A 17,945-nucleotide genomic window follows, 5' to 3' on the forward strand; every position below is an offset into this window, starting at 1 on the left:
CAGGGTCCGCCCCGTCCGACGCGGCGCTGCCTTGCCTGGTGCGCCGGTACCTCACGATCGAACCGCACACGCCGCCGTCGCGCGCCCGCGACACCGGTCATCGCGCGAGCGAAGCGCGATCGACTCGGCGTAGTCCGGCAGCTTGCCGAGGACCTTGGCCGGGCTCGGCGACTTGGCCGGGAACGCGGGCAAGAGCAGCTCGAGCGGACGGTCTTCGCTCAGCGCCGCGCGCACGAGCGGGAGATGCGGCGCGAGCTCGACCTCGGCGGGCGCGCCGTCGGCCTCTCCCGGCGCGAGGCGCCGCCCATGCATCAAGCGCGCGAGGATCCAGCGCGCGCGCCTCTCGACGTCGGCGGAGACGACGGGCGCGAGGCGATCGCCGAAGATCGCCCCGAGCCGGTGCATCGCTTCGCTCACGAACGGCAGCGCGAGCATCGGCGCGGCCTGACCGAGGAGGTCGCGCGCGAGCGTGACGACGCCGCGCGCCATCTTGCCGTCCTCGTCTTGCGTCCAGAGCAGGACGACGGCGAGGTGGAGCCCGTAGAGCAGGGCGCCGAGCTCGCTCGCGTTCGCGGGCGCGTCGTCCGCGCCGACCACGGCGGTGAGGATCGCGCCCGCGGTCCGCGCGCGCAGCGCCGCCGCCTTCGACGAGAGCACGCCGGCGTCCCCGCGCGCATCCATCGCCACGGAGAGGAGGGCCCGCATCACGTCGCGCTGCGCATCGAGCCGATCGAGCTTCGCCTCGAGCAACGCCGCGAAGCGCGCCGCGACGCTCCCGGCCTCGAGGTCGGCCACGATCGACAGCGTGTCGGCGACGACGCCTTGATAGAGCGCATGCGCGAGCGCGTACTTCGAGGGAAAGAGCAGGAGCGCTTGCGCGAGGGGAACGCCGGCCACCTTCGCGATCGCGTCGATCGCCGCCGCCTCGAACCCGTCGCGCGCAAAGCTCTCCCGCGCCTCCGCCAGAAGCCGTGCCGCGTCTCCTTCGCTCCCCACGCGCCGCATCCTACCGACTCCCCCGCCGCACTCGTGCGCGGACTTGGGGCTCGCCATGCAGGCGCCGCCGCTGCACCTGGTCAATTGGGTCGCGCGAGCTCTCGGGCGCGCTGCGCTCGCGGGGCGCCCGCGACGCTGGCGGCTGGGTTGTGGACTCGGGGAGGGAGCCTTGGCTGGGATGCGGGCGCGATGCGTAGCGAAAGGCACATCCTCGCGACGCCGCATACCAAAGGCGTCGCAGCGTGCTGGATAGTCGTGCACGCCATAAAAAAATCCATGTACGTCTCCCCGACCGGAGCGACCAGAGGCGGCCGCGCCGCGGTCCAGCCAGCGCCAGGCGTACCGCGCGTTCCAGCCGCGACCGAGCTCCAGAAGCGGCCGTGCCTTCCGACGCGCGTTCCAGCCGGGCTTCAGCGCCGCGCCTTCCCGCGCCTGCCGCGCGTCCCCGCCGCCGCCGGTGCCCCCCGAGGCGGCCGCGTTCCGACGATTCTCCCGGTGCCCGCGTCGCCCGTGCTCGAGGCGGCCGCGCCTTCGACGGCGCCAGCCGTACCGCGCGTTCCAGCCAGCGATCGGGCTCCAGAAGCGCCGCGCCTCCCCGCGTCGCCCCGAGGCGGCCGCGCCTTTCCCCCGCCCCCGCCCCCGCAGCGCACCTGGGGCCCCAGAAGCGGCCGCGAATGCGGGCGCGAAGCGCCCCGAGCGCTCCGCGCGAGGGCCGTGTCTGGGGTGGGGGTGTCGGGGGCGAAGCCCCCGACGTTGAGAGCCATTCAGGCTGGCGGGGGGGCGGCGGCGTCTGGGGATGGCGCGCCGAGCGTGGGAGCGGCGTCGGTCTCTGGGGCCCGCTTGTAGCCGCACTCCTTGTCGGCGCAGGCGATCATCGGCTTGGCCTTCGTGCCGGCGATGACGAGGAACTTGGCGCCGCAAGCGGGGCAGGGCTCCGGGATCGGCTTCTGCCACAGCTTGAAGTCGCACTTCACCGTCTCGTCGTTGTAGCGAGAGCAGCCGTAGAAGGTCTTGCCGCCCTTCTTCTTCGGGCGGACCTCGATGATGTCGCCGCCGCACTTCGGGCACGGGACGCCGAGCGGGACCGGGCGCGCGTTCTTGCAGGCCGGGTAGCCGGTGCAGGAGAGGAACTCGCCGTAGCGGCCCGAGCGGATCGCCATCTTCTTTCCGCACTTGTCGCAGTCGATGTCGGTCTCCTTCGGCGGCGCCGCGCCGTTGCCGTCGGGCCCCATGTCGCGCGTGTTCTTGCACTTCGGGTAGTTGGAGCAGCCGGCGAACCAGCCGTTCTTCGACCAACGCTTCGAGAGCTCGCCCGGCGGGAGCGCGCGGACCTTCTCGTCCTCGGAGTTGCCGTTCGGCCCGCAGGCCTCGCACATCTCGCCGATGGGCACCGGGTCCGGATTCCACCGTTTACCCTTTTTCCCTTTATCGAGCTGGGTGCGGAACTTCTTGTAGAAGCGCGAGAGCAGCGTGACGCGCTCCTCGTTGCCCGCCTCCACCTCGTCGAGCTCCTCCTCCATGCTCGACGTGAACGCCGGATCCATGAACTCGAGCTCGCTCTGCAAGAGGCCCTCGACGACCATGCGCCCGAGCTGGGTGGGGCGGAAGCTCCTGCCGTCGACCTTCTCGACGTAGTCGCGCGCCTGCACCTTGCTGATGATCTCGGCGTACGTCGAAGGGCGGCCGATGCCGCGGTCCTCGAGCTCGCGCACGAGGGAGCCTTCGTTGTAGCGCGCCGGCGGCTGGGTGAACTTCTGCTCCGCGAGCACGCCCGGCGGCGTGACGAGGTCGAGGACCTCGCCCTCCGCGAGCTCCGGCAGGTTCGCCTCGCCCTCGGCCGGCTCGGTGGAGGCCGCGTCGCCCTCCTCCTTGTTCTCGTCGCCGCCGGCCTGCGGCTCCTCCGCCGCCGCGCCGTAGACCTCGAGCCAGCCCGCGAGCTTCAGCGTGCGGCCGCTCGCGCGGAGGAGGTACGTCGACGCGCCCGCCTTCGCCGGCTTCGCCTCGATCTCGACCGAGGTCTGATCGTAGAGCGCGTCCTTCATCTGGCTCGCGACGAAGCGATCCCAGATCAGCTTGTAGAGCTTGAACTGCTCGTCCTTGAGGTGCTTGCGCACGCTCTCGGGCGTGTAGTCGAGCGAGGTCGGGCGGATCGCCTCGTGCGCTTCCTGCGCCGCCTTCTTCGACTTGTAGACGTTCGGGTCCTTCGGGAGCGAGCCCTTGCCGTACTTCGTCTCGATGAAGTCGCGGAGCAGCTGGAGCGCCTCTGGCGCGACGCGCGTGGAGTCGGTGCGCATGTACGTGATGAGACCGACGGTGCCGAGCTCCTTGCCGAGGTCGACGCCCTCGTAGAGGCCCTGCGCGATCTGCATCGTGCGCTTCGCCCCGAAGCCGAGGCGGTTGACCGCGTCCTGCTGCAGCTTGCTCGTCGTGTACGGCGCGTACGGCTTCCGCTTCCGCTCGCTCGTCGTGATCTTCGCGATCGTGAGCTTCGACGCTTCGAGGTCGCTCTTCACGCGGGCGGCGGTCGTGCCGTCCTTCACCTCGAGCTTCTTCCCGTTCTCCTGCGCGAGCTTCGCGGTGAACGGCTGCTTCTTGTTCTTCTGCTTCGCGACCTGCGCCGCGATGTTCCAGTACTCCTCGGGGACGAACGCCTCGATCTCGCGCTCGCGATCGACGATGAGCCGCAGCGCGACCGACTGCACGCGGCCGGCGGAGAGACCGAACGCGAGCTTCGACCAGACGAGCGCCGACACGTCGTAGCCGACGATGCGATCGAGCACCCGGCGCGCGCGCTGCGCGTCGTAGAGGTGCTTGTTCAGCTTCCGCGGCGCGGCGACGCCCTTCTGCACGCCGCCCTTCGTGATCTCGTGGAACTCGACCCGCTTCGCCTTGTCGGGCTTGCCGGTCAGCTCCTCCGCGAGGTGCCATGCGATCGCCTCGCCCTCGCGATCGGGGTCGGTCGCGAGGAGGATGTCGTCGGCCTGCTTCGCCGCGGCCTTCAGCTCCTGGAGGACCTTCTCCTTGCCGGGGACGATCTCGTAGGTTTCCTGGAAGCCCTTCTCGACGTCGATGCCCATCTTCTTGGGCAGATCCTTCACGTGGCCCTTCGATGCGAGGACCTCGTAGCCCGTGCCCAGGTACTTCTTGATCGTCTTGGCCTTGGCCGGCGACTCGACGACGACGAGTGTCTTGCCCATCCCCAGATGCCTGCTTCCGTCCACGCTTCCTTGGATGCCGAGGGGTTTCGGTCTCCCTAGAAGCTCAATAAAAACGACGGATTATGACGCTTTGTTGAGGCGAAAGAACCCGTCAGGGGCCTCTACTACTACGTCCTTGAGGGACAGCGTCAAGAGGGCGGTGAGCGTCGCGCTCGTCCCGAGGCCCGCCTCCTCGATGATGCGATCCCGCTGGGTCGGAGCGGGCGAAAGTATGGATTTTACTCGTTCTTCTTCGGGTGTGAGCGACGGGGCCGGCAGGGGCAAAAGCACCTGTTTCCGCGAGGATCCGCCCCTCCTCTTATTTGTGCGAATGGGCGACGGCAGCGGCATCCTGCCGCTGAGCAGGGCCTCGGGATCGGCGATGTCCGGCGCCGGTAGGTCGAGCTCGTCGAAGAGCTGCTCCACCGACCAGAGCGGCGTCGCGCCGCTCATGATGAGACCCTTCGACCCGTGGAACTCCCAGCTCCACGGCATGCCCGGCACCACGTAGAGCGGCCGCCGGAGCTCGCGCGTGATGCGCGCGGCGTGGATGGAGCCGGACCCGACGGCGGCCTGCACGACGATGACCGCCGACGCGAGCGAGACGAGGACCCCGTTGCGGTAGCGCGGCGTCAGCGTGTCCTTCGGCGTCCCGTCGGGGAACGGCCAGATCATGCGCGACGTATTCGATGACTCGATCTCCGCGAAGAGGTCCTCGTTCGCCGGCGGGAAGACCTCACCGCGGCCGCACGGCGCGACGCACCATGTCGCGCCTCGTTTCATCGCGCCGGTGTGCGCCGCCCAGTCGACGCCCACCGCGCCTCCCGACACGACGACGATCCCTGCGGCCGCGAGGTGATACGCGAGCTGATGCGCGAAGCACTTCGCTTCGCCGCTCGCGCGCCGCGAGCCGACGATCGCGACGACGCGGCTCGGCTCGAGCGGCCCCGACACAGTGAGGACCGGCGGCTCGTCGAGGTCGAGCATCGGCGGCGGGTACGCGGCGTCGCGCGGATCGAGCTTCACGGCGCCCTTCACAGCGACCTTCACAGCGACGCTCCGCGCTTCGCGAGGACGGCCTTCGCCGCGGCGAGGCGCGCGGCCGAGCCCGGGTGGGTCGTGAGGTACGACGGCGCGACGCGCGCGGGCGCCTTCGCGTGCTCCGCCTCGAACGCGGCGAAGAACGCGAGGACGTCGAGCTTCACCGACTCGACGCCGGCCGTGTCGACGAGGTCGTTCAGCGCGGCCTCGTCGCGGACGGCGGCCTGGCCCGGATACACCGTGCGCGCGGTCGCCGCCGCGGCGCTCCGCTCGGCCGCGGTCCACACCGCGTCGCCGCTCTCCTTCGTCGCGGTCGGGTGCGGGCACACGAGATCGCGCGCGCGGAGGTGCTCGACCTCGCGCGCGAGGACGAAGGAGAGCGCGCCGATCGCGTCCTCGGCTCGCAGCGTGCCGCCGTCGGTCGTCGTGAACGTGCCCGGCGGCGGCGGGAGCAGCCGCTTGCCCGGCGCCTGGTTCTTCGCGAGGTAGCTCGCGTAGCTCGCGAGCGCCTCCGGGCGCGACCGCGCGACGCGCATCACCTGCGCGACGAGCTGCAGCATCGCCGCCGAGATCACGACGACGGGATCGCCGTCGTCGTCGCACGCCACCTGCGCGAAGGCGTCGGTCACCTCCGGATCGAACGCGACGTACGTGCCGGTCGGCTTCGGGAGCGCGGTCATCGCGGACGCCGCGTACGCGCGCAGATCCGCGCTCTCGAACGCGGGCGCGACCTCGTCCGCCGCGGCGGGGCGGGACAGGAACGAGAAGAGAGCGACGATCCCGAGCGCGACGACGGCCTTCACGAAGGCAGCGGCTCGGCCGGCCTCGCGCCGGCGTTGCGCGAAAACGTCCTACGGTCGGACTTACTGGCGGACGAACTTGAACGGGATGTTGATCGTCGTCGGCGAGCCCGGGGCGGGGAAGGTCCAGCCCTTCACCTGGTTCTCGATGCACTTGCCGACGACGGGATCGTCGCCCGACGACGAGACGCTCGACACCTGGCCGTTCGGCGCGACGTTCGCGGTGACGGTCACGTTGACGCTCGACTTCTGGTCGCTCCCGCCGCGCTCCCAGCACGTCCGCTTCACGCCCGCACGGTGACCCGCCACGACGCGCTCGACGCCGGCGGTGTCGAGGCCGCCGCTCGATCCGCCGCCGCTGCTGCCGCCGGGACCGATCGCGGGGCCGCTCGGTCCGGTCCCGAGGCCGCCCAGATCGAGGCCCTTCTTCTCCTCGGTGGGCTTCGGCGCCGCCGCCGCGACCGGCTCCTTCTTCGTCGCGGGCTTCTTGGTCGTGCCGTCCTTGGGCTCGACGGTGGGCGTGTCCGGCATCTCGATCGTCGCGACGCTGTCGGACGGCGCGGGCGCGGGGTCGGGCGGCGCCGTGGCCGGCATCTGGATGACGACGGGCGCGGGTGGGGGCTGCGGGCGGCCGAAGAGGAAATACGCACCGCCGCCGCCGAACCCGAGGAAGAGGACGAGGATCGGCCAGAACCAGAGCGGAGCGCCGCCGCGCTTCTGCTCCACCGGCATCGTCGACGGCGGCGCGATGGGCGCGGGCGCCGGCGCGTTGTAGGCCGGCGGATGGAACGACGCGCGGTCCGGATACGACGGCGCGTGCGACGTCGCGGGCGCGAGCGGGGAGAGCGAGTACGGCGACGCCGCGGGCATCTGGCTCGACGGAAACACGGGGGCCGGCACCGCGAACGGATCGGGCACCGCGATCGGCGGCGCGAGCGGCGAGGTCTGCGGCGTCGCGACCGGCATGGCCGGCGACGAGAGCGGGAGCGGCGCGGTCGCGGCCGCCGGCGGCGCGACCGGCATCGGCGCGGAGCCGGGGAAGGGGCTGAGCGAGGGCGCGGCCGAGCCGAACGGCGCGAGCGGGACGTCCTCCATCGAGGGCGCGGCCGGCCTTAGCGGGACGACGTTGCTGCGGAGCGGCGCGGGCGCCGGCGGGGCCGCGAGCTGGCGCGGCGCGGAGGGTTGCACCGGCGAGGGCGGGATCGTGCTCGGGCGCCTCGGCGCGGGGGGGAGGTTGGAGATGCGCGCGGGCGCGGCGGCTTCGGTGCTCGCGAGCGAGGGGCGATTGCCGGCCGCGGCCTCGCGCACGATCGTCGCGAGGTCGGGGATGGTCCGGATCGGCCGCCACTCCTCGAGGCCCTCCTGCCAGCAGAGCGACTCCTCCGTCACCGCGCCGGTGGCGGCCTTGCGGCGGAGCTCGGAGATGCGGATCGGGCCGACCGGCACGCCGTTGATCGCGACGTACCACTCGTCGCTGACGGACAGATCGAGCGAGCCCTCGCCGCGGGCCGACACGCTCGACACCGGCGCGTCTTCGACGTTCTTGGTGAAGGCGCCGGCGAGCGCGGAGCCGGCGGGCGCCTTCGGCTTCTGGGCGGACAGGCTGGTGGCCAGGCCGGGCTTCGGCGGCGCCTTCACGCCGGGGAGCGGGGCCGGCGGCGGCATGCTCCCGCTTCCTTCGGTGACGGCGGAGCGCACCTCGATCTGGTGGCCGCACTTGCGACACTTCATGCGGACGGTCTTGCCCGCCACCTTCTCGTCGGCGATCTGGTACTTCGCCTTGCAGTTGTCGCAGAGAAACTTCACGCGTGCGCCCAGGCCCCAGGATGGAAGCGTAGCTGGTTCTACGGCCGACGCCCCACAAAGGTGTGCGCGAGCTCAGAGCAGTTTCAGCAGGTGGGCCTTGATCGATTCCTTGGTCTCGAGGTCGCTCGCGACGTGCATGCTCCTCTCCCACATCTCCACCGCCTTGTTCTTGAAGCCTGCCTTCTCGTAGAGGACGGCGAGGTTCTTGAGGGCGGGGAAGTGCCGCGGGTTGAGGTCGACCGCGCGTTCGAGCTCGGTGATGCCGTCGTAGAACTGGCCGCGCTTTCCGTAGATGAGGGCGAGGTGGTAGCGGAGCCGGTAGGCGAGGGGATCGATCGAGATCCCTTTCTTGAGGAGGCTGATCGACAGATCGATCTCTCCGCCCTTGTAGGCCGCGATCCCCTCCTCGAGGTAGCGCGAGGCCTCCTGGTTGATCATCTCCGGATCGCGCGGCGGGGCGATGGTCGGGTCGCGCGTGAGGAGCGTGTCGACCTTCTGCATCAGCTCGGCGATGCGGAACGGCTTCTCGATGTAGTCCTCGATCCCGTAGTTCGCCTTCAGGTCCTCCGCGATGCGCCAGCCGCGGTAGACCGCGCTCATCATGAGGATCGGGATGCCGCCGTACTTCGCGCTCCCCTTGATGCGCCGCGCGATGTCGAAGCCGTGGACCTCCGGCAGCATCGCGTCGAGGAGGATGAGATCGGGCGTCTCCTCCTTCACGAGGCGGAGCGCGATGAGGCCGCGGTCCGCTTCGATGACGCGATGACCGCGATCGGTGAGGAGGCGGCGAACGAGCTTCCGGATGTCCTCTTCGTCGTCGACGACGAGGATGCGCTTGCCGCTCGTGCCGGGGCGTGAGTCGATCCCCGCCGCGTTGCGGAGCTCGTCGGTCAGCATCGCGACCTTCGAGACCTCTTCGCCCATCTCGCCGAACTCGTCGGTGACGATCGAGATCTTCGACGCGGACTCCTGGATCTCCTGGTCGACGACGACCGGCGGCGCGCCCGGCTGCACGCTGTCGCGCTCGCGCTGCGGCGCCTGCTGCGCCATGCGCTCGAGCGCGGCGCGCGGCGCGTTGGGGCCGGCGAACTGCGTCTGCCCTTGCTCCTTCGCGTCGTACGCGTCGCGGATCATCTTCTCGAGCGTCGTGCTGATCGCGACGTACGGGTAGATGCGCCGGCCGGTCACGAACTCGAGCTCGTCGATGACGCGCTTGTCCTGCGGGTTCGCCATCGCGAGGAAGAGGCGATCGTCGCGGACGAGGACGGGCAGGACGCGGCTCGACTCCGCGACCTCGCGCGGGACCATGTCGAGGTGGGAGAGCGCGAGCGCGAGCTGGTTCAGGTCGATGCCGGGGACGCCGTATTGCTCCGAGAGCGCGCGCAGCACCTCGGTCTCGGCGACGACGCCGCTCGCCGCGATGCGCGACGCGATCGGCACGCCGTCGCGCGCTTGCTTCTGCGTCTCGAGCTGCTTGTCGAGCTCCTCCGGCGAGATGAGGCGCCGCTTCAGGAGGATGCGCCCGATCTGCTTCTTCTCGTCCGACATGCTCGGTCGGAGGATCTTAGCTCGACTCCATCCGCGCGAGCGTCGCCGTTTTGTACGTGCCCCAGGTGCCGCTCTGGATGGCGGTCCGCGCGCCGCGCACGAGCTCGCCGTACCAGTGCAGGTTGTGGATGCTCAGGAGGCGGAGCACGCTCATTTCGCCCGCGAGGAAGAGGTGGCGGAGGTAGCCGCGCGCGTAGCCGCCCGCGCAGCAGGCGCAGGTGCAGTCCGGATCGATCGGCGACGTGTCCTCGCGCCACCGCGCCTGCTTGATCACGACCTTGCCGAAGCGCGTCAGCGCCTGGCCGTTGCGCGCGTTGCGGGTCGGGAGCACGCAGTCGAACATGTCGACGCCGGCGTCGATCGCCTCGAGCAGGTCCTTCGGCGTGCCCACTCCCATCAGGTAGCGCGGGCGCGTGGGGTCGACCGCGTGCGCGACCTCGTGGAGCGTCTCGTACATCTTCGGGATCGGCTCGCCGACCGAGAAGCCGCCGAGCGCGAGGCCGTCGAAGGACACGCCGCCGATCTCGAGGCCCGCGAGCTCCTCCGCGTGCTCGCGGCGGAGGTCGGCGAAACATGCACCTTGCACGATTCCGAAGAGCGCCTGCCCCTCTGGTCGCTCGGTCGCGAGCGCGCGGCGCGCCCAGCGCGTGGTGCGCGCCACCGCGGCCTCCACCACCGCGCGCGCGGAGTCGCCGGGCGGACACACGTCGAGCTGCATCTGGATGTCCGCGCCGATCGTGCCCTGCACCCGCACCGCGACCTCGGGCGAGAGGTGATGGCGCTGCCCGTCGAGGTGCGAGCGGAACGTGAAGCCCTCCTCGTCGAGCGTGACGAGCGACTTCGGGGCCTCGCCCGGCGCCTTCGGATCGCGCGAGCCCGCGTTGCCGCCGAGGGAGAAGGCCTGGAAGCCGCCGGAGTCGGTGAGCATCGCGCGCGGCCAGCGCGTGAAGCCGTGGAGGCCGCCGAGCTTCGCGATCACGTCGGGGCCCGGGCGGAGCCACAGGTGGTACGTGTTGCCGAGCATGATCTGGGCGCCGCTCGAGGCGACGTCCTCGGCGGTGAGGCCCTTCACGCTCCCTTGCGTGCCGACCGGCATGAAGGTCGGCGTCTCGACGGCTGCGTGCGGCGTCGTGAAGAGCGCGGACCTGGCGTGGCCGCGCTCGGCGGTCGCCTTCACCTCGAACGCGAAGCCCTTGGCGCGCGTCATGCGGCCTCCGCGCGCGAGAGCAGCATCGCGTCGCCGTAGGAGAAGAAGCGGTAGCGCGCGGCGACGGCGGCGCGGTACGCCGCGAGGACGCGTTCGGTGCCGGCGAACGCAGAGACGAGGGCGAGCAGGGTGGACTCCGGGAGGTGGAAGTTGGTGAGCAGGCGATCGACGACGCGGAAGCGGTAGCCGGGCTGGATGAGGATGCGCGTCTCCTCCGCGCACGCGCGCACGTGGCCGCCCTCCGTCGCGGCCGACTCGAGGGCGCGCACGACGGTGGTGCCGATCGCGAGCACGGGGGCGCCGCGCTCGCGTGCGCGCGCGACGCTCGCCGCGAGCGAGGGCGTCACGACGAAGGGCTCGCTGTGCATCGCGTGATCGTCGAGGTCTTCCGTCGTCACCGGCTGGAAGGTGCCGAGCCCGACATGCAACGTGCATGCATCGACCTCGCAGCCGCGCTCGTCGCGGAGCCGGGCGAGGAGCGCTTCGGTCAGGTGCAGCCCCGCCGTGGGCGCCGCGACGGCGCCGTCGGTCTTGGCGAACACGGTCTGGTAGCGCGCCTCGTCCGCCTCCGTCGGCGTCCGCTTGATGTACGGCGGGAGCGGCATGCGCGCCCCCGCGGCGAGGGCCTCGTCGAGCGTGCCGCTCGTCGCCGCGAGGCGCACGAGGAAGAGCCCGTCGTTCGGCTCGCGCCCCTCGATCGTCACGACGAGCGGTCCGCTCGTGACGCGCGTGCCGGGGCGCATCGGCTTCGACGCCTTCGTCATCGCTTGCCACGTGCCGTCGGCGAGCCGGCGCACGAGGAACACCTCCGCCTTGCCGCCGCTCTCCTTCGTCCCGACGATGCGCGCGCGGATGACCTTCGTGTCGTTCACGACGACGAGGCTCCCGCGCGGCACGAACGACGCGAGCTCCGCGATGCGCGCGTGCTCGAGCGCGTCGCCGACGACCATGAGGCGCGCGGCGTCGCGTTCGGGCGCGGGCTCCTGCGCGATGAGCTCGGGCGGCAAGTCGTACGCGAAGGCGGAGGCCCGCATCGGGCGCGCACTCTAGCGCATCGGTCAGCGCGCGCGGCCGACGTCCGCGGTGGCGTCGGCGGGCTCGCTGCCGGGGCGCACCGAGACGCCCGACGGAGGCTCGGCGCACCACAGCCGGCGCGATGACGGCGGACCGGCGAGCTTGTTGCGGACGAACTCGACGACCTCGCGCAGATCGTACGGCTTCGGGATGAAGCCGCTCACGCCGCAGTCGGCGCGCTCGAGCTGGCGCTCGCTCAGGTAATACGCGCTCGTGAGGAGCACGCGCATCGCGGGGTAGCGCGTGCGGAGCTCACGCGCGAAGTCGAGGCCGCTCGAGCCGTGGCTCTCGCTCTCCGCGCAGCCGCGCAGCATGAGGTCGACGATCGTGAGGGCGGTCGGGTGAGCGGCCAGGGTCGACCGCGCCTCGTGCGCGCTCTTCGCGGTCATGACCTCGAAGCCCTCGACGCGCAGCGCGCTGGCGAGAAGCGAAGCGTCGGCGTCGTTCGCGTCGACCAGCAAGATCGTCATCATGGGTGAAGCTCCGGATGAGGGCGCGAAACATCAGCAAGCCGGGTGCCAATGGAAACGGGGGTGTAACACCGCGACACGCTGTCAATGCGACCTTGCAACCCTGTCCGGGATAGTTTCACTTCTGAAATCCAGGTCACGGTTCGTTCTCTCATGGAGGCGGTTCGTCACCTCAGCCGCGGCTCTCGTACACAATTCCGAGCCGGGTCATCTTTCGCCAGAGCGTCGTCGCCGAAATACTTAGCAGCTCTGCCGCACGTTCGCGGCTTCCATCCGCATCTCGGAGCGCCGCCTCGATCGCTTGCCGCTCGGCGGCGTCGACGACGCTGGCGAGGGTGCGGCCGGAGAACGAGGCGGTCGGATCTTCGGTCGCGGCCGGGAGCACGTCGTCCTTCGTGATCGCGCCGGTCTGCACGAGCGCCACCGCCTGCTCGATCATGTGCTCGAGCTCGCGGATGTTGCCGGGGAACTCGTACTTCTCGAGCGCCTCGAAGACGCTGTCGTCGAGCCAGGCCTTGGTCCCCATCTTCTTGTTGTACTTGTCGAGGAAGAAGGTCAGCAGATCGGACAGGTCCTCGCGGCGCTCGCGGAGCGCGGGGAGCTGGAAGCGCGCGACGTTGAGCCGGTAGTAGAGGTCCTGGCGGAACCGCTTCTCCGCGATCGCGCGGAGGAGGTCCTGGTTCGTCGCCGCGATGATGCGGACGTCGACCTGGATGGGCTTGTTCTCGCCGACGCGCCGGATCTCGTTCTCCTGGACGACGCGGAGGAGCTTCGCCTGGAAGGCGAGCGACGTCTCGGCGATCTCGTCGAAGAAGAAGGTGCCGCCGTCGGCCTCTTCGAAGAGGCCCTTGCGCGCGTTGACGGCGCCGGTGAACGAGCCCTTGGCGTGACCGAAGAGCTCGCTCTCGAGCAGCGTGTCGGTGATCGCCGCGCAGTTTATTGGCACGAACATGCGATCGGCGCGCCGCGAGTTCGCGTGGATCGCCTTCGCGACGAGCTCCTTGCCGGTGCCGCTGTCGCCGGTGATGAGGACGATCGCGTCGGTCGGCGCGATGCGCACGATGCGGCCGAGCACCTCGCGGATGCCGCGCGAGCGGCCGACGATGTTCTCGAACTTGTAGCGGTCCTTGAACTCGGTCGCGAGGAAGGCGACCTCGCCGGCGAGGCGCCGGTTGTCGAGCGCCTTGCCCACCTTCACGAGCAGCTCCTGCTCCGTGAACGGCTTCTGGATGTAGTCGAACGCGCCGTAACGCATCGCCTCGACCGCGCTCTCGATCGTGCCGTAGGCGGTCATCACGATGATCTCGGTCATCGGCTGAGCGCCCTTCACCGCGCGGAGGACGTCGATGCCATCCTTCGATCCCATGCGGAGATCGGTGACGAGCACGTCGTAGGCGCCGGACGCGCCGCGCTCGGCGCCTTCCTCGCCGCTTTGCGCCTCGTCTACTTCGAAGCCGGCGCCGCGAAGCATCATCGCGAGCGTCGTGCGCATGTTGCGCTGGTCGTCGACGATCAGGAGCTTGGCCAAAGGATGACGCTCACCATACTCCGCGGCACGAGTCGCCGAAAGCGTGATCCCTCACGGCCGCGCTGGCCGCGCGCTTAAGGTCCTCAGTCCGCGGGGACGCCGTTCTTGATCCACGCGGCGATGCGATCGACGCACGCCTGCGGATAGATGTAGTCGGCCGGCTCGATCGGCATGATGCCCGACACCTTTCCGTCGGGCTTGCGGACGCGGAGGATCGAGCTGAGGAGGATCGCGCCTTCCGGCCTCTCCGCGTTCGAGGGACGCGCGAGGCGCCGGTCGATCATCGACTGACGACACCCGGCCTCGTCGAAGCACTGGAGGCCTGCGGCGGACATCGCGCCCGGGCCCTGCGGCGAGCCGTGGCACTCCGCGAACGCGCAGCTGCCCGGCTTTCCGCTCGCGAAGACGTCGCGGTAGAGCTCGCTCCACGTCGGTCCTCCGTTCGTGCAGCGGTCGGGCTCGGGCTCGATGATCAGCTCGCCGCCGACCGTGCTGCCGCCGGCCTCCGCGCACGCGGCGAGGACGGCGAGCGCGCAGACGGCGAGGAGCGGCGCCGACTTCAGAAGAGCACCCCGAGGATGAGGCGGACCGTCTGCGCCGTCGACAGGCTCCAGTCGGAGTTCTTCGACGTGTCTTGCTCGTTCTTCAGGTACTCGAGGCCCGGGAGCGGGAAGAAGACGCCGTACTGGAGCGCGGCGTAGAAGCCGCCCATCTTGTTCGGGTCGTCGTTCAGCGAGCCGTCCTTCGACTGGTAGTAGAGCTGCACGTCGAGCTCGACGCCGAGGTCACGCTTGTTGCCGGGGGCCTGGATGAACTCGCTCGCGCGGCTCCAGATGATCGCCGCGCCGCCGCCGAACTTCTGTCCGTTCGGGTTCCGCAGGAAGTCGTACTCGACGTTGGGGCGGAAATAGTAGGCGCCCTCGATGCGGGAGAGGATGCGGCGGAAGAAGATGTAGTCGACGTAGTAGGCGGGGTGGAACGCGAAGTTCGAGATCGCGCCGTCGCCCGCGCGTTGCCCGAGCGACGTGGAGCTCGGCGCGAGCGTCGTCTGGTTCGGGTCGCCGCTCGCCCAGCCGTGGCCGAAGCCGATGCGGAGCTTGTCCTCGACCGCGCGGAACTCCGCCTGCGTCGTGTACCCGAACATCCGGATCTTCTTCGGGTTGCTGACGGTGCCGCCGGCGGGAGAGTTGTCGATGTCGCCCCACACCGACGCGACCTCGGCCTCGACGCGCAGCTTGTTGAAGAGGAGCTGGACCCACGCGTCGGGGATGAGCGCGCCCATGCCGCGGCGTTCGAGCCCGTTGTTCGTCGTCGCGAAGTCGGTGCTGAACGGCGTTTGGCCCGCGAGCACGTCGAGGACCTGCTTGCGGTACATCGTGTAGAGGCCGCCGTTGATGACGATGTCGCCGCGCGAGAGCTTGAGGCGCTGGAGCTCCGGGTTGGTGCGGTGCGCCGCGAAGAGCATCCACTCGTGGACGTTGGTGAGGTTCGCGGTGTTGTAGGGCTGGCCGCCGTACACGTCGTAGGGCGACGCGTTGGTCGGCCCGGACGACACGAAGTTCCACGACCCGCCGAAGTACAGGTCGAGCGACTTCAGGCCGGTCGTGAACATGATGCGGTCGACGTTGGTCTGGTAGTCGCAGTCGATGCAGTCGCCGTTGTTGAGCACCATGCCGAGGCCCCAGTGGGCGGGCATGCGGCCGACGCGGATCTGGCCGACGGGCGTGAGGTACTCGGCCCACGCGCGCTTGACGTCGATCGAGTTCCGGTAGCCGTTGACGCCGGCGGTGGGCGGTCCCTGGTTGTTCGAGAACGCGGCGAGCGGCGCGTTCCCGTAGGGCAGGGCGGAGTTGTAGCCGGTGCGTCCGACGCCGCTCGGCACGAGCGCGTACGAGTCGGGCGTGGATCCGAGGACGAGGTTGTCGAGCAGATCGATCTGCGAGAGGATCCGGAGGTTGTCCGAGATGTGGATCTCGGGGTTCAGGCGAAGGCGCAGGTTGGCGTGCGCCTGGGACTTGTCGAAGCACTCGCGAAACTGTCCGGCCGCGTTCGGATCGCCGCAGAGGAGCACCTGCCGGCGCACGCCGGCGCGATCGGTGTACGTGTGATCGACCGGCTGCGCCCAGAGGTTCGGGTTGTCGAGCGTGTCGGCGGCGTCGTGCCGGTTGAGCGCGAAGTTGTGGAACAGCTCGCCGCGCGTCCGGAAGTAGCCGTGCATCTCGAGGATCGGCCGCGTGTGCGCCCACCAGTCCTCGCTGAAGACGTCGGTCGCGCGCGACCCGATGGTGCCGTCCGCGGTGGGTCGCTCGGGCCCTTGCTGCGCGCGCTTCTCTTCTTCCTTCGCCGGATCGACGGCGGTGCGCGGATCGTCGTCCTTGAGCATCGGCTCGGGCGGCGGCAAGAGCGCGTCGCCGGAGTCGCTCGCCGCAGGTGGCGTGACGGGCGGCACGGGCGAAGGCGACGGCGCGGGCGCGGGCGCGGGCGCGGGTTGTGCGGGGCGGGGCTGCGTGGGCTGGGCGGGGGCCGGTTGGGTGGGCGCGGGCTGGGTGGGCGCGGGCTGGGTGGGGGGCGGCTGCGCGGCGGCGGGTGGGGGGGGCTGCGGCTGGGTTCCGGGCTGGGTGGTCGGCGTGGTCGGCGCCGGGGGGCGTGCGGGATCGGTCGCCTGCGCGTGCGCGCCCGCGGCGACGAGCAGCGCGGCGCACGTGAGCAAGAAGCAAAAGGCGAAGGATTTCGGTCCGGCCGGCGACCTGGAAACCATATGGCCCGACCTCATAACACAAGCGGCCGCGGGTTTGGGCGCACGACGGACGGCCGGGCCGCGGACCCCGATCGGCCCAGTTCGGGGGGTCGGTCGGCGCCCTGTTGGGCGCTCGGCGCGAGGGCGCGATGACGGGCATGCGGCGCGACCGGCGGATGAAGGGCGACTGCTCAGATCTGGGCGCGATGGCGAGGCTTGCGGCGGAGGGTGACGGCGAGGAGGGTCGTGATGGTCAGGGTGGTGGCGAGCGCGAGGGCGAAGGGGGTCGGATGGTGGACCGCCCAGGTCACGCCGGTGAGCGCGAGGCCGGGGGAGGGGGGAGCGGTCGAGCCGTCGAGTCGGGCGGTGGCGATCGTGGACTGGCAGGTGGTGGCGCGCGTGCATGTCACCCAGCACGTGTGCACGCGTTGGGTGTCGAAGCCGATGAACGTGCGCGCGTGGCCGATGACGGGAGCTGCGATATCGTTCGCGGCGCGAAGCTCGAAGGTGCCGGTGCCGTCGGGCCTCGCGTCGATCGGGGCGCCGGTCGCGAGCGCCGCCGAGGCCCCCGCGAGCGCGACGGTCCGACCCTCGACGGCCGGCCGCATGTCCTCGACCCAGCCCGGGATCGAGGTCGCCACACACCCCACCGTGATCGCGCCACCGTTCGGGGATTCGAACGAAGCATGCTGCACGATCTCCGCGCCCGCGCTCTCGTTGATCTTCGGTGGCGCGATCGAGCCCACGCGCCAACCCGACGGCGGCACGACGACGACACGCGCCCCACTCACCGGCGAACGTTCGCCGAGAGCTCCGCAAGGAACGCTTCGACCTCACCCCGCAGCGCAACGAGCTTCTCCCGCGTCGTCGCCCGGCCCGCCCCCGTCTCCGCGACCCCGAACACCGTCGCCAACGCGCCCGCCCCCGCTGCCGCCGCGCTCGCGCCAGCCGCCGTCTCCAACACCGCGCCTGCGCCCGCCACGCCCGCCCGCGCTGCCACGTCCGCGCCGCCGCTCGCCGCTCCCGCTCGCGCCGTCGCGCCTGCGCCCCGCATCGTTGAGCCCGCGTGCATCGTTGCGCTCGCGCCGCCGCTCGCCGCTCCCGCATGCGCCGTAGCGCCGTCCGCCATCGCTCCCGCGTGCGCGCCACCGCGCGCCGTAGCGCTGTCCGCCATCGCGTGCGCGTCGCCGCGCGCCGTCGCGCCTGCGTCGCGCGCCGTAGCGCCTGTGCCGCCCACCGTCGCGTCGCTGCGCGTCGTTGCGCCTGCGCTCATCAGCGCGCCCGTCGCCGCGTCGCCGCGCGCCGTCGCGCCTGCGTCGCGCGCCGTCGCGCCCGCGCCCGTCACCGCTCCCGCGTGCGCCGTTGCGTCTGCGCTGCCCGCCGCTGCTCCCGCGTGCGCCGTAGCGTCTGCGCCACGCGCGGTTGCGTCCGCGCTGCGCGCCGTAGCGCCCGCGCCGCCCGCCGCTGCTCCCGCGTGCGCCGTTGCGTTTGCGCCAAGCGCGGTTGCGTCCGCGCTGCGCGCCGCCGAGCTCGCGCCGCCC

At 71.1% G+C, this 17,945-nt stretch carries 14 protein-coding genes; all 14 read right to left on the bottom strand.

The genetic code is table 11. The features are described 5' to 3' along the window. Window positions 1-51: 51 nt before the first annotated feature. Window positions 52-996 (bottom strand): L-tyrosine/L-tryptophan isonitrile synthase family protein, encoded by a 945-nt coding sequence (locus KF837_06270; GenBank protein ID MBX3226896.1) that lies wholly within the window; start codon window positions 994-996, stop codon window positions 52-54. Window positions 997-1,760: 764 nt separating this feature from the next. Continuing rightward, window positions 1,761-4,193, bottom strand: coding sequence for a type I DNA topoisomerase (topA, locus tag KF837_06275; GenBank protein MBX3226897.1), 2,433 nt, complete (start codon window positions 4,191-4,193; stop codon window positions 1,761-1,763). Between the two features lie 81 nt (window positions 4,194-4,274). Beyond that, window positions 4,275-5,243 carry a DNA-processing protein DprA gene (locus KF837_06280; GenBank protein ID MBX3226898.1) on the bottom strand — a complete coding sequence of 323 codons (969 nt, stop codon included), beginning with the start codon at window positions 5,241-5,243 and terminating at the stop codon, window positions 4,275-4,277. Further along, window positions 5,240-6,037, bottom strand: coding sequence for a hypothetical protein (locus tag KF837_06285; protein ID MBX3226899.1), 798 nt, complete (start codon window positions 6,035-6,037; stop codon window positions 5,240-5,242). The genes KF837_06280 and KF837_06285 overlap by 4 nt, the downstream gene beginning before the upstream one ends. 60 nt (window positions 6,038-6,097) lie before the next feature. Beyond that, window positions 6,098-7,840 carry a zinc-ribbon domain-containing protein gene (locus tag KF837_06290; GenBank protein ID MBX3226900.1) on the bottom strand — a complete coding sequence of 581 codons (1,743 nt, stop codon included), beginning with the start codon at window positions 7,838-7,840 and terminating at the stop codon, window positions 6,098-6,100. A gap of 72 nt (window positions 7,841-7,912) precedes the next feature. Next, window positions 7,913-9,388, bottom strand: a complete 1,476-nt coding sequence (locus tag KF837_06295) for a response regulator (GenBank protein MBX3226901.1) — start codon at window positions 9,386-9,388, stop codon at window positions 7,913-7,915. A gap of 16 nt (window positions 9,389-9,404) precedes the next feature. Beyond that, on the bottom strand, window positions 9,405-10,595 hold the full coding sequence (gene tgt, locus KF837_06300; GenBank protein MBX3226902.1) for a tRNA guanosine(34) transglycosylase Tgt: 1,191 nt from the start codon (window positions 10,593-10,595) through the stop codon (window positions 9,405-9,407). Next, window positions 10,592-11,629: a tRNA preQ1(34) S-adenosylmethionine ribosyltransferase-isomerase QueA gene (gene queA, locus KF837_06305; GenBank protein ID MBX3226903.1), complete on the bottom strand. Its 1,038-nt coding sequence runs from the start codon at window positions 11,627-11,629 to the stop codon at window positions 10,592-10,594. The genes tgt and queA overlap by 4 nt, the downstream gene beginning before the upstream one ends. Window positions 11,630-11,653: 24 nt before the next feature. Next, a complete protein-coding gene (locus KF837_06310) occupies window positions 11,654-12,142 on the bottom strand; it encodes a response regulator (protein MBX3226904.1) in 489 nt (162 codons plus the stop codon). A 169-nt stretch (window positions 12,143-12,311) separates the two neighbouring features. Next, the gene (locus tag KF837_06315) at window positions 12,312-13,667 is read right to left on the bottom strand and encodes a sigma-54-dependent Fis family transcriptional regulator (GenBank protein MBX3226905.1); all 1,356 of its coding nucleotides are present in this window, start codon (window positions 13,665-13,667) and stop codon (window positions 12,312-12,314) included. Window positions 13,668-13,750: 83 nt separating this feature from the next. Then, the gene (locus KF837_06320) at window positions 13,751-14,002 is read right to left on the bottom strand and encodes a hypothetical protein (GenBank protein MBX3226906.1); all 252 of its coding nucleotides are present in this window, start codon (window positions 14,000-14,002) and stop codon (window positions 13,751-13,753) included. Between the two features lie 224 nt (window positions 14,003-14,226). Then, a complete protein-coding gene (locus KF837_06325; protein MBX3226907.1) occupies window positions 14,227-16,377 on the bottom strand; it encodes a TIGR04551 family protein in 2,151 nt (716 codons plus the stop codon). Window positions 16,378-16,595: 218 nt separating this feature from the next. Continuing rightward, a complete protein-coding gene (locus KF837_06330) occupies window positions 16,596-17,195 on the bottom strand; it encodes a hypothetical protein (protein MBX3226908.1) in 600 nt (199 codons plus the stop codon). Continuing rightward, window positions 17,192-17,945, bottom strand: a 754-nt coding sequence (locus KF837_06335; GenBank protein MBX3226909.1) for a hypothetical protein, incomplete at its 5' end; no start/stop codon positions are given. The genes KF837_06335 and KF837_06330, both read right to left, overlap by 4 nt.

The organism is Labilithrix sp. (assembly GCA_019637155.1).
Taxonomy (GTDB): domain Bacteria; phylum Myxococcota_A; class Polyangia; order Polyangiales; family Polyangiaceae; genus Labilithrix.

Bases quoted from the DNA above. Each gene is read 5' to 3' on its own strand.
- topA (MBX3226897.1), bottom strand. From the start codon at position 4,193: ATGGGCAAGACACTCGTCGTCGTCGAGTCGCCGGCCAAGGCCAAGACG.
- KF837_06295 (MBX3226901.1), bottom strand. From the start codon at position 9,388: ATGTCGGACGAGAAGAAGCAGATCGGGCGCATCCTCCTGAAGCGGCGC.
- tgt (MBX3226902.1), bottom strand. From the start codon at position 10,595: ATGACGCGCGCCAAGGGCTTCGCGTTCGAGGTGAAGGCGACCGCCGAG.
- queA (MBX3226903.1), bottom strand. From the start codon at position 11,629: ATGCGGGCCTCCGCCTTCGCGTACGACTTGCCGCCCGAGCTCATCGCG.
- KF837_06310 (MBX3226904.1), bottom strand. From the start codon at position 12,142: ATGATGACGATCTTGCTGGTCGACGCGAACGACGCCGACGCTTCGCTT.
- KF837_06320 (MBX3226906.1), bottom strand. From the start codon at position 14,002: ATGTCCGCCGCAGGCCTCCAGTGCTTCGACGAGGCCGGGTGTCGTCAG.